Annotated in this window: 9 protein-coding genes; 6 read left to right on the top strand and 3 right to left on the bottom strand. The window is 72.4% G+C overall.

Annotation, left to right across the window (positions count from 1 at the left end):
- Nucleotides 1-72: 72 nt before the first annotated feature.
- Together araA and araB are read right to left on the bottom strand one after the other, a co-directional pair.
- Nucleotides 73-1,584, bottom strand: a complete 1,512-nt coding sequence (gene araA, locus ACZ407_RS09205; protein ID WP_468126839.1) for an L-arabinose isomerase — start codon at nucleotides 1,582-1,584, stop codon at nucleotides 73-75.
- A 90-nt stretch (nucleotides 1,585-1,674) separates the two neighbouring features.
- Entirely contained in the window at nucleotides 1,675-3,369 is a 1,695-nt protein-coding gene (gene araB / locus ACZ407_RS09200; protein WP_468126837.1) for a ribulokinase, read from the bottom strand.
- A 389-nt stretch (nucleotides 3,370-3,758) separates the two neighbouring features.
- Between araB and ACZ407_RS09195 the strand changes: the two genes are divergently transcribed.
- The 5 genes from ACZ407_RS09195 (at nucleotide 3,759) to ACZ407_RS09175 (ending at nucleotide 9,640) form a co-directional block, all read left to right on the top strand.
- Nucleotides 3,759-4,757, top strand: coding sequence for an ABC transporter substrate-binding protein (locus tag ACZ407_RS09195; RefSeq protein ID WP_468126835.1), 999 nt, complete (start codon nucleotides 3,759-3,761; stop codon nucleotides 4,755-4,757).
- Nucleotides 4,758-4,846: 89 nt separating this feature from the next.
- Complete coding sequence (locus tag ACZ407_RS09190; protein WP_468126833.1) at nucleotides 4,847-6,382, top strand: sugar ABC transporter ATP-binding protein; 1,536 nt, start codon at nucleotides 4,847-4,849, stop codon at nucleotides 6,380-6,382.
- On the top strand, nucleotides 6,379-7,479 hold the full coding sequence (locus tag ACZ407_RS09185) for an ABC transporter permease (protein WP_468126831.1): 1,101 nt from the start codon (nucleotides 6,379-6,381) through the stop codon (nucleotides 7,477-7,479). The genes ACZ407_RS09190 and ACZ407_RS09185 overlap by 4 nt, the downstream gene beginning before the upstream one ends.
- A complete protein-coding gene (gene yjfF, locus ACZ407_RS09180) occupies nucleotides 7,476-8,498 on the top strand; it encodes a galactofuranose ABC transporter, permease protein YjfF (RefSeq protein ID WP_468126829.1) in 1,023 nt (340 codons plus the stop codon). Before ACZ407_RS09185 ends, yjfF begins: the two co-directional genes overlap by 4 nt.
- A 17-nt stretch (nucleotides 8,499-8,515) precedes the next feature.
- Nucleotides 8,516-9,640, top strand: a complete 1,125-nt coding sequence (locus ACZ407_RS09175) for an aldose epimerase family protein (RefSeq protein ID WP_468126827.1) — start codon at nucleotides 8,516-8,518, stop codon at nucleotides 9,638-9,640.
- 31 nt (nucleotides 9,641-9,671) lie between these two features.
- On the opposite strand, the gene ACZ407_RS09170 is transcribed toward ACZ407_RS09175, so the two are convergent.
- Nucleotides 9,672-10,748 carry a LacI family DNA-binding transcriptional regulator gene (locus ACZ407_RS09170; RefSeq protein WP_468126825.1) on the bottom strand — a complete coding sequence of 359 codons (1,077 nt, stop codon included), beginning with the start codon at nucleotides 10,746-10,748 and terminating at the stop codon, nucleotides 9,672-9,674.
- 320 nt (nucleotides 10,749-11,068) lie between these two features.
- On the opposite strand from ACZ407_RS09170, the gene araD reads away from it, so the two are divergent.
- On the top strand, nucleotides 11,069-11,830 hold the full coding sequence (gene araD / locus ACZ407_RS09165; protein WP_468126823.1) for an L-ribulose-5-phosphate 4-epimerase AraD: 762 nt from the start codon (nucleotides 11,069-11,071) through the stop codon (nucleotides 11,828-11,830).
- The last annotated feature ends 310 nt before the right edge of the window (nucleotides 11,831-12,140 follow it).

Below are 12,140 nucleotides of genomic sequence, written 5' to 3'. Positions count from 1 at the left end.
CCCCGCCGGGATGCGGTCCGCGCACGACGAGGCCGGGCAGCCCCTCCGGGGGCTGCCCGGCCTCCGAGCGGTTCAGAGCCCCCGGGCCAGCCGGTGGTACGCCTGGTTCCAGCGGAGGTCGCGCCGGAACTGCCGCGGGGTGGTGGCCCCGTCGATGAGGGCGAGTTCGATGCGGAGCATTTCCGCCAGGTCGTCCAGGTGCTCGGAGGTGAGGGCGGTACTGAGGACGGTGTGGTGCGGGCCGCCGGCCGTGAGCCAGGATTCGGTGGAGGTCCGCAGGTCGGGGCGGGGCCGCCAGACGGCGCGGGCCACCGGCAGCACGGGCAGCGGGTGCGGGGGTGCCACCACGTCGATGTCGTTCGCGACCAGGCGGAAGCGGTCGCCCAGGTCGGCGAGGCCGACGACCACGGCCGGGCCGGGCGCCGCGTCGAACACCAGGCGGACGGGGTCCTCCCGCCCGCCGATGGCGAGGGGGTGGATCTCGCAGGCGGGTCTGGCGGCCGCGATGGTGGGGCAGATTTCGAGCATGTGCGCGCCGAGGACGAGCTCGTTGCCGGACGTCAGGTCGTACGTGTAGTCCTCCATGAAGGAGGTGCCGCCCGGCAGGCCGGCGGCGGCCACCTTGAGGGCGCGCAGCAGGACGGCGGTCTTCCAGTCCCCCTCTCCGCCGAAGCCGTAGCCCCGGGCCATGAGCCGCTGGACCGCGAGCCCGGGCAGCTGGCGCAGTCCCCCCAGGTCCTCGAAATTGGTGGTGAAGGCTCCGAAGCCGCCCGTCTCCAGGAAGGTGCGCAGGCCGGCTTCGATCCGGGCCGCGTAGCGCAGGGACTCGTGCCGGGGGCCGCCCGGCCGCAGTTCCGGCGCCAGGTTGTACAGGTCCCCGTACTCCTCGACGAGGGACGCCGCCTCGGTCTCGTCCGCGCCGTCGACGACGGCCACCAGGTCGTTGACCCCGTAGGTGTTCACGGAGGCGCCGAAGCGCAGCTGGGCCTCGACCTTGTCGCCTTCGGTGACGGCCACGTCGCGCATGTTGTCGCCGAACCGCGCGACCCTGAGGGCGGCCAGTTCCGAGCGTGCGGCCGCCGCCCGGGCCCAGACCGCGATGCGCGCGGTCGTCGCCGGGTCGGAGACGTGGCCGGCCACGGTCTTGCGCGGTACTCCGAGCCGGGCCTGGACGTGCCCGAACTCGCGGTCTCCGTGGGCGGCTTGGTTGAGGTTCATGAAGTCCATGTCGATGGTGTCCCAGGGGAGGGCCACGTTCGACTGGGTGTGGAGGTGCAGCAGCGGCTTGCGCAGCGCGTCCAGTCCGGCGATCCACATCTTGGCCGGCGAGAAGGTGTGCATCCAGGCGATGAGCCCGATGCACCGGTCGTCGGCGTTGGCATCGAGGCACGCCCGGCGGATGGCGGCGGCGTCGGTCAGCACGGGCTTCCACACCACGCGCGCGGGAATGCCGGGGACGTCGGCCAGCGCGGCGGCGACCTGCTGCGACTGGTCGGCCACCTGCTTCAGCGTGTCCTCCCCGTACAGGCCTTGGCTGCCGGTGAGGAACCAGATCTCCTGGGCGGGAAACGTACGGCTGGTCACATGGACTCCTGGGGGTGACGTGGCGCGACGGGGCGGGGGTGAGCGGGTGGGCGGGTGTGCGGGTGTGCGGATGGGGCCGCGGGGCGGCGGTCAGTCCCCGGTGCGGGGCGTGTCGCGGATGCTCCGCAGGCGGTGCAGCAGTCCGCCGGTGCCGAAGTGGTCGTGGAGGAGCCGGTACTCGGCGAAGAGGGCGTCGTACGCGTCGGCCCGCGAGGGGTCGGGCGTGTACACGGCAGGCAGCCGGCGGCCCATGGCGGCGGTGGCGGTCCGGACGTCGGGGTGGGCGCCGGCGGCCACCGCGGCGTGGATGGCCGACCCGAGGGCGGGGCCCTGGCGGGACGCGGCGAGGGAGACGGGGCGCCGCAGCACGTCGGAGTAGATCTGCATCAGCAGTGCGTTCTTCGCCAGTCCGCCGGCGACGATGAACTCGTGCACCGGTACCCCTCCTGCTTCGAGGGCCTCCACGATGACGCGGGTGCCGAACGCGGTGGCTTCGAGCAGGGCGCGGTAGACGTCCTCGGGGCGGGTCGCGAGGGTGAGGCCCGCGATGACTCCGGAGAGGTGGTGGTCGACCAGGACCGAGCGGTTGCCGTTGAGCCAGTCGAGGGCGACCAGCCCGTGGCCGCCGACCGGCTGCCCGGCGGCCTTGCGGGTCAGCAGGGCGTGCAGGTCCTCGCCGCGGTCGGCGGCCTCGGCCAGGTAGTCCGGCGGGAGGCCCTGGTCCAGCACCCAGGCGAAGATGTCGCCGACGGCGCTCTGGCCGGCCTCGTAGCCGTAGGTTCCCTCGACGATCCCGCCGGCCACGACCCCGCAGATGCCGGGGACGTCGGCGAGGACGGGGGCGTTCACGACGTGGCAGGTGGACGTGCCCATGATGGCGAGCAGCCGGCCGTCCTCGACCGCCTGCGCGGCCGCTGCGGTGACATGGGCGTCGACGTTGCCCGCGGCCACGGCGATCCCGGGAGGCAGCCCCGTCCAGGCGGCCGCCTCCGTACCGAGCGAGCCCACGCGCGAGCCCAGGGGGGACAGGGGGAAGGCGAGGCGGGTGCGGGCGAAGTCGCCGAACCGGGGGTTCAGCGCCGCCAGGTACTCCTCGCTGGGGTACTCGCCGTCCTGGTGGATGCCCTTGTACCCGGCGGTGCAGGCGTTGCGGGACTCGGCTCCGGTCAGCTGCCACACGATCCAGTCGGCGGCCTCGATCCACCGCGCGCAGGCTTCGTAGACGACCGGATCCTCCTCCAGGACCTGGAGGGCCTTCGCGAACTGCCACTCCGCGGAGATCCGGCCCCCGTAGCGGGCGATCCACTTCTCCCCGCGGGCGTGGGCGAGTTCGTTGATGCGGTCGGCCTGCGGCTGGGCCGCGTGGTGCTTCCACAGTTTGGGCCATGCGTGCGGCCGGTCGGCGAGCCCGGTCTCGGCGAGGGGAGTGCCGTCGGCCAGCGTGGGCAGGACGGTGCAGGCGGTGAAGTCGGTGGCGATGCCGATCACCGCGGCGGGATCGACCCCGGCCGCCGCCACCGCCTCCGGGACGGCGTGGCGCAGCACGTCCCGCCAGTCCTGGGGGTGTTGCAGGGCCCAGTCCGGAGGCAGCTGTGCCCCGCCGTGCGGCAGCTGCCGGTCGATGACGCCGTGCCGGTACGTGTGCACGGCCGCGGCCAGTTCCCGGCCGTCGCGGACCCGGACCACCACGGCGCGGCCCGACAGGGTGCCGAAGTCGACGCCGACCGTGTACCGCTCCGGTTCCCCGGGAAGCGGGGCGGGTGCGTGCGCAGGGGGTGAGGTCACCACAGTGCCTTTCGAGGGAGTCGGGGGAGGGGCGCCAGGCGCGGCCCGGCATCGGGAGACGCCGTCGCGGCAAGCCCGGAGGTCGGACGGAGGGCCGACGTCGTCCGTCATTGTGAGCGTTAACAATCTCGGGAGGCAAGGGGTCTGAAGAGGCCGGGCGGGGCGCCGCAGCGGCGTGCCGGAGCCCATCACGCGGGCGGACACGCCCCGTTGGCCATCAGATAGCGTGCGCAAGGGGGTTGAGAACCGCCCTTGTTAGCGCTCACAATGCGACGGCACCCGCTTCTCAAGAGCGCCCCGCCCTCGCACGAGCGTCCCGATCCTGACGCCCCACCCCGGCCCCCGGCCGTGCGGAGCCTCTTGCGTACCCCCCGAAAGGACACCCCGCCATGGCTCGCAGAGCAGCCCTCGTCCTCACCGCCGCCCTCCTCGCATCCTCGGCACTGACCGCCTGCTCGACCGAGGGCCCCGACTCCGGCCCCGACTCCGGGGCCAAGCCGCGCTCCGGCGGCACGATCACCATGGGCTTCGCCCAGGTCGGAGCCGAGAGCGGTTGGCGCACCGCCAACACCAAGTCCGTCCGGGAGGCCGCGAAGAAGGCCGGCATCACCCTCAAGTTCTCCGACGCGCAGCAGAAGCAGGAGAACCAGATCAAGGCCATCCGCACCTTCATCCAGCAGAAGGTCGACGTCATCGCCTTCTCGCCGGTGGTGGAGTCCGGCTGGGACACGGTGCTGAAGGAGGCCAAGGACGCGGGCATCCCGGTCATCCTCACCGACCGCGCCGTGGACACGAAGGACACCTCCCTCTACAAGACCTTCCTGGGCTCGGACTTCGTCAAGGAGGGCAAGTCCGCAGGCGAATGGCTGACCGCCGCCTACGCGAACCAGCAGGGCCCGGTCAACATCGTCGAGCTCCAGGGCACCACCGGCTCCGCCCCCGCCAACGACCGCAAGGCCGGCTTCGCCGAGGCCATCCGCAACGACGGCAGGTTCAAGATCGTCGCCTCGCAGCCGGGAGACTTCACCCGCGCCAAGGGCAAGGAGGTCATGCAGGCGTTCCTGAAGTCCCACGAGGACATCGACGTCCTCTACGCCCACAACGACGACATGGCCCTCGGCGCGATCCAGGCCATCGAGGAGTCCGGCAAGAAGCCCGGCACGGACATCAAGGTCATCTCCGTGGACGGGATCAAGGACGCCTTCGTCGCCATGACCCAGGGCAAGATCAACGTCGTGGTGGAGTGCAACCCCATGCTCGGCGACCAGCTGATGGACCTGGCCAAGAAGGTCGTGGCGGGGCAGAGCGTGCCCGCCCGCGTCGAGACCGAAGAAGGCGTCTTCCCCCAGGACAAGGCCGCGGCCGCGCTGCCCTCGCGGACCTACTGAAGCGGCGGGTTCCGGTGCCGGAGGAGACCCGGCACCGGCGCCGCCCCACGATCCGGAGCGCTCCACCACCACCCACGACAGGAGGGCGGATGGCATCCCCGTCCACCCCGCGGCCGGTCCTGGAAGCCCAGGGCATCCGCAAGCAGTTCCCGGGCGTGCTCGCCCTCGACGGAGTCGCCCTGCGGCTCTTCCCCGGTGAGGTGCACGCCCTGATGGGCGAGAACGGCGCCGGGAAGTCCACCTTGATCAAGGTGCTCACCGGCGTCCACCCCGCGGACGGCGGCACCCTGCGGATCGACGGCCGGACCCATGCGTTCGCCGACCCCCTCCACGCGCAGCAGGCCGGCATCAGCACCGTCTACCAGGAGGTCAACCTCTGCCCGAACCTCTCGGTCGCCGAGAACATCCTCATCGGGCGCGAACCGCGCCGGTTCGGCCTCGTCCACGGATCCGCGATGCGGCAGCGGGCAGCCGAACTGCTCACGGAGCTCGACCTGCACCTCGACGTCACCAGCCCGCTCGGCGCGCACTCCCTCGCCGTCCAGCAACTGGTCGCCATCGTACGGGCGGTGGACGTCTCGGCGAAGGTGCTCGTACTGGACGAACCCACGTCGAGCCTGGACCGCGAGGAGGTCGCCCAGCTCTTCACGCTGGTGCGGCGGCTGCGGGACCGCGGGGTGGCCATCCTGTTCGTGACGCACTTCCTCGACCAGGTCTTCGAACTGTGCGACCGCGTCACCATCCTGCGCAACGGCCGCCTGGAAGGCGAGTACCCCATCGGCGAACTCACGCCGGTCACCCTGGTGCAGCGCATGATCGGCGGCGAACTGGCCGCCCTCGACCGGCTGTCCGACCGCTCCTTCGAGGAAGCGGCGGACCGGGCCTCCGGCGAGCCGTTCCTCCGGGCCCGGCAGCTGGCCCGCACCGGCTCGATCGAACCGTACGACCTCGACATCCACCGCGGCGAGGTCGTCGGACTGGCCGGCCTCCTCGGCTCAGGCCGCACGGAGGCGGCGCGCCTCCTGTTCGGCGCGGACAGCGCGGACTCCGGAGAACTGGCCGTCGAGGGCGAGAAGGCGGTCCTGCGCACCCCCCGCCACGCCATCGCCCGCGGCATCGCGTTCTGCTCCGAGAACCGCAAGTCCGAGGGACTCGTGGGCGAACTCACCGTCCGCGAGAACCTCGTCCTCGCCCTGCAGGCCGCCCGCGGCTGGACCCGGCCGATCGCCCGCGCCACACAGGACGAACTCACCCGGCACTGGATCGAAGCACTGGACATCCGCCCGGCCGACCCCGAAGCGCAGATCCGCCACCTCAGCGGAGGCAACCAGCAGAAGGTGCTCCTCGCCCGCTGGCTGCTGACAGCCCCCCGGCTCCTGATCCTCGACGAACCCACCCGGGGCATCGACATCGGAGCCAAGGCGGAGATCCAGAGGCTCGTGGCCCGGCTGGCGGACGAAGGCACCGCCGTGCTGTACATCTCCGCAGAACTCGAAGAGGTACTGCGCCTGAGCCACCGCATCGCCGTCCTCCGCGACCACCGGATGGTGGCCACCTTCGCCAACGACGACAGCAGTACCCCCGACCGCGTCTTCGCCGCCATAGCCACCGGAGCCGCATCATGACCACCCCGCCCGCCACGCCCGAGGCGGCCGGCGGCGCGGGGAGGCGACCGACCGGCCACCGGCTGCTGTGGCCCGCGCTCGCCCTCCTCGCCCTGCTCCTCGGCAACCTCGCGTTCCACCACGACTTCCTCGCCGTCCGCGTACGCGACGGCCACCTCTACGGCAGCCTCATCGACATCCTCCGGTTCGGCGCGCCCCTCGTCCTGGTGGCCCTCGGCATGACCCTCGTCATCGCCACCCGCGGCATCGACCTCTCGGTGGGGTCCACCGTCGCCATCGCCGGCGCCGTCGCCTGCGGGCACATCTCCACCGCCGCCCACCCCGGCAGCGTGGCCACCATGCTCACGGCCGTCGGCCTCGCGCTCGGCACCGCCCTCGGGCTGGGCCTCGCCAACGGCTTCCTGGTGTCCGGGCTGGGGGTGCAGCCCATCGTGGCCACCCTGATCCTCATGGTCGCGGGACGCGGTGTCGCCCAGCTGATCTCCGACGGCCAGATCATCACGGTGACCAGCGCCCCCTACAAGATGATCGGCGGCGGCCACTGGCTGTCCCTCCCGTTCGCCGTCCTCCTGGCGGCCGCCTTCGTCGCGCTCACCGCCCTGGTGACCCGCCGCACCGCACTCGGCCTGCTCATCGAGTCCGTGGGCGGCAACCCCGCCGCCAGCCGGCTGGCCGGTATCCGCGCCGGGGGCCTGCTCACCCTGGTCTACGTCTTCAGCGCCCTGTGCGCCGCCGTCGCCGGACTGATGATCAGCTCCAACGTCTCCAGCGCCGACGGCAACAACGCCGGCCTGTGGATCGAACTCGACGCGATCCTCGCCGTCGTCATCGGAGGCACCGCCCTGACCGGAGGACGCTTCTCCCTCGGCGGCACCGTCCTGGGCGCCCTGACCATCCAGACCCTGTCCACCACCGTCTACACCCTCGGCGTCCCGCCCGAGACCACCCTCGTCTTCAAGGCCTTCGTCGTCATCCTCGTCTGCCTCGTGCAGTCACCGGCCTTCCGGGCCAAGGCCCTGCGCCGCCGCGGCACGGCCGTTCCCCCGTCCCGGCCCACGGCGGGCGCCGCCCCCCAGCAGCAGGAGGTACGCGCATGAGTACCGGCATCGCGAGTGCCGCAGCACGGTTCACCCGCCCCTTCACGACCCCGTCCGCGCGCACCCGAACGCGCGTCCCGCTGATCGTCACCGCCGTCCTGCTGCTCGCCGTGTTCGGCGTCGGATCGGTGCGCTACGAGGGGTTCTTCTCCGCGCAGGTCGCGCTCAACCTGCTGATCGACAACGGATTCCTCCTGGTCGTGGCGGTCGGGGCGACCTTCGTCATCCTCGCCGGCGGCATCGACCTGTCCGTCGGCTCCGTGGCCGCCCTCTCGACCATGCTCACCGCCTGGCTGGTCGAGTCGCACGGCTGGCCCCTGGCCGCTGTCGTCCCCCTGGTCCTGGCGGCCGGGGCCGCCGGCGGGACCCTCATGGGCTGGATCATCCACACCTTCGAGATCCAGCCGTTCATCGTCACCCTGGCCGGGATGTTCCTGGCCCGCGGGCTCTGCTACATGATCAGCACCGAATCCATCACGATCAGCGACCCCGCGACCGTGGGGATCGCGCAGACCCGGCTGTACGGCCCGGGGGGACTCTTCGTCTCGATCCCGGTGGTCATCGCCCTGGCCGTGCTGGCGACCGCCTTCGTCGTTCTGCACCACACGCGCTTCGGCCGCAACGTGTACGCGCTGGGCGGCAACGAGACCTCGGCGCGCCTGATGGGCCTCCCGGCGGGCTCCACCAAGATCGCCGTGTACGCCGTCAGCGGCCTGTGCTCCGCACTCGGCGGCCTCCTGCTGACCTTCTACATGCTCTCCGGCTACGCCCTCCACGCCATGGGCATGGAACTCGACGCGATCGCCGCCACCGTGATCGGCGGCTCGCTGCTGACGGGAGGCTCCGGCTTCGTCCTGGGCACCGCCCTCGGCGTGCTCGTCCTCGGCCTGATCCAGACGGTCGTCAACTTCCAGGGCACGCTGAGCTCCTGGTGGACCCGCATCGTCATCGGAGCCCTGCTGTTCGTCTTCATCGTGCTGCAGCGCCTGACGGGCGGACGCCGCCCCGCCGCCGACTGACCCGAGGGAGGACCGTCATGGAACACGTATGCGAGCCCCCTGGCCGGACCACCGGGACCGGCCGGACCACCGCCGGCCCGCCGACGCACCCTCCCCTGCGCCTGGACGGCGGCGCAACGGGGGAGCGGTGGCGGTTCGGCTTCCCGGGCCGGGCCTGCGCGGAGGTCCACACCCGCGGCGCCCGCCTCCACTCCCTGCTCCTCCCGGACCGCTGGGGCCACACCGCCGACGTGGTGCTCGCCGACCGCGGCCCCGGCGCCGGGACGGGCTCCGCACGCTACTTCGGCGCCACGGTGGGCCGTTACGCCAACCGGATCGCACACGGCCGGCTCGTCGTCGACGGGGTCACCCACCGGCTCGCCACCCAGGAGAACGGGCACACGCTGCACGGCGGCCCCGACGGGTTCGACCAGCGGGTCTGGCGGTGCGAACCCTTCCACTCCGCGCACCGCACCGGTGTCCGCCTGTTCCTGCACAGCCCCGACGGGGACCAGGGCTTCCCCGGTGCCCTCGACGTCAGCGTCACGTACACGCTGGACCGGGACGACAACCTGGCCCTGTCCTACCACGCCGTCGCCGACGCCCCCACCATCGTCAACCTCACCCACCACACCTACTGGAACCTCGAAGGCGAGGGGCGCGGCAACGTGCTGGGCCACCACCTCCAGGTCGCGGCCCCCTACTACACCCCGGTCGACGCCGAGCTGATCCCCGACGGCCCGCACCGGGCGGTCACCGGCACCCCGTTCGACCTCCGCCGGCCCAGGCGGCTCTCCGAAGCCCTGACCCGGCCGGATGCGCAGCTGGCCTTGGCCGGTGGCGGATTCGACCACAACTGGGTCCTCGCCGGCGCCCGGCGGGACCGTCCGCGGAAGGCCGCCGTACTGTACGCCCCCGCATCCGGCCGCCGCATGGACGTGCTCACCACGGAACCGGGCGTCCAGGTCCACACCGCCCAGGGCCTGACCGGTGACATCACGGGGAAGGGGGGACGGCCGTACCAGGCCTACGCGGGGGTCGCGCTGGAGACCCAGCACTTCCCGGACTCGCCGAACCGTCCCGACTACCCGCCGGTCCTCCTGCGGCCGGGCGAGGCGTACCGGTCGACCACGGTCCACCGCTTCAGCACGGTCACCGCCTGAGGGGGCGGCGCCGCCCGCCGGCGGGCGCGGGTCAGCCGGCGGGGGGAGCGATCCTGCGGGCCGTGCTGGCCCGCACGATCAGCTCGGGCGCCACCACCAGGTGTGTGGACTCCTCGGTCCGGCCTTCGATGTGGTCCAGCAGGAGGCCGATGCTGTCGCGGCCGAGCGAGGCGAAGTCCTGGCGGATGGTCGTCAGCGGGGGCGGGAAGAACTCCGCCTCGGGGATGTCGTCGAAGCCGGCGACCGCCACGTCCTCCGGGGTGCGCAGGCCCGCTTCCCGCAAGGCCCGCAGCACGCCGAGGGCCATCTGGTCGTTGGCGACGAACACGGCGGTGAGGCCGGCTCCCCGCCCCCCCGACGCCAGGACCCGGCCCGCGAGCTGCTGCCCCGCCTGGTACCCCGACAGCGGACTCCAGTCCCCGCGCAGCACGGGCGGCACCTCGGCGCCGGCAGCGCGCAGCGCCTCCTCCCACCCCTGCGTACGGGCCTCGCTCTCCAGCCAGTCGGAGGGGCCCGCCACGTGCCACACGGTGGCGTGGCCCGCCGCGAGGAGGTGCTCGGTGATCATGCGGGCGCCGAGGTTCTGGTCCAGCGACACCCCGGGCAGGTCGAGGGTGTGGCCGCCCTCGACGGTGACCACCGGGCAGGGTGCTTCCAGTGCCGCGAGAGCGCGCACCGCGGCGCGTTGCGGGGTGACGGCGACGATGCCCTCCACACCCCATCCGGCGAGATGCTGCATGGCTTCGGCGAGGGCCGTCTGCGTGGCGGTCCGGAGCGTGACGGCGGAGGTCAGGTAGCCGCGGTCCCGGGCCGCCTCCTGCACGCCCGCCACGGTGCTGGCCGGGCCGTGCAGCGTGGTGTTCACGGCGATGACGCCCAGCGTGTGGGTCCGCCGGGTGGCCAGGGCCCGGGCCGCCGAGTTGCGGCGGTAGCCCAGCTGCTCGATGACCTGCGTCACCGCGGCCCGGGTCTTGGCGCTGACGTTCGGATGGCCGCTGAGCACCCGGGAAACGGTCTGGTGGGACACGCCGGCGACGCGCGCGACGTCGGTCATCGTGGGCGCTCGCGAGACGTCCGGGAGCTGGGTCAATTCTCTGCCCTTCCTCATCGAGCGGCCTTCCCTCAAGGTACCGAACCCGTCGCGGCCCGCACACACCCGGGACCGGTCGGGGGATCTGCCGGGCGGCTGGCTATGTTCGCGCTCACATTATGCCGGGTTGGTGGCACGCTGCGGGCAGGAATCTCCTCGTACATCTTGAGATTCCCGCTTGTTAGCGCTCACAATCTGCTGGGGGAGAAGCTGCGGCAACGCAGCCGCGAAGCCACTCGCGGCCCCGATCGGTCCCTACCACTCGTGCGCGACCGCGGGGTCTGCCGAACGCCGGCCCGGGATGCCGCCGCGCACGTCCGAGAGACGGTGAGAACGCAGTGAGCGAGCCCAGCCTCAAGGAACTCCGCCGCGAGGTACTCGCGGCCAACCTGCGCATACCGGAGGCCGGCCTGGCCACCCTCACCTGGGGAAACGTCAGCGGGGTGGACCGGGACGCGGGCGTCTTCGTCATCAAGCCCTCCGGGGTCTCCTACGCCGACCTCACCGAGGAGGACCTGGTGGTGGTGGCGCTGGAGGACGGCCGGGTGGTCGAGGGGCACCTCAGGCCGTCCACCGACACCGAGACCCACCGCTGCCTCTACCGGGCCTTCCCCTCCATCGGGGGAGTCACCCACACGCACTCGGCGCACGCCGTCGCCTTCGCCCAGGCGCGCCGTCCGATCCCGGTGCTGGGCACGACCCATGCCGACACCTTCAACGGGCCCGTTCCGGTGACGGCCGACCTCACCGCCGAACAGTGCGCGCAGGACTACGAGTACAACACCGGACAGGTGATCGTGGCCCGGCTCGACGGCGATCCGCGGCGGGCCGAGGAGGTCCCCGGAGCGCTGGTCTCCCGGCACGGCCCCTTCACCTGGGGTCCCACCGCGAACGCTGCGCTGGAGAACGCCGTCGTCTGCGAGGCCGTGGCGGAGATGGCCCTGCACACGCTGGCGCTCGGGTCCCACCTCGGGGGCACGTCCGAACCGCCGGGGCACCTGCTGGAGCGGCACTTCACGCGCAAGCACGGACCCGGCGCCTATTACGGCAACGGCCCTCACGTGCCGAACACCCGAGGAGAGCGGCGCAACGTGCCGTGACACGAGGGGGGTTGACGGGTCTTCCGGCTGCTGGCTTGATGGGAGCGCTCCCACGTCCGTCGCCCACCCACCACGGAAGGCTTCGACCGTGCCTCCTGCCACCTCCCCCCGCGGCGTGCCGCGCCGCGCGGCCGCCGTCCTCGCCGGCTGCGCGCTCGCCGTCGGCGCCCTGTCCACCACGGCCCTGAACACCCCGGCCGCGGGGGGGGGAGAACAGAGAACGGAGAACGAAGGAGAAAACCTACGAAGGGCAGACAAACCCCGAAAAGCCCCGAGATACAAAACGGGGAAAAGAGGGAAACGCTCGAAA

Source organism: Streptomyces sp. NPDC030809 (assembly GCF_055572195.1).
Note: the sequence above shows the minus strand (reverse complement) of the source record. Positions and strands in the feature narration are given on the sequence as shown.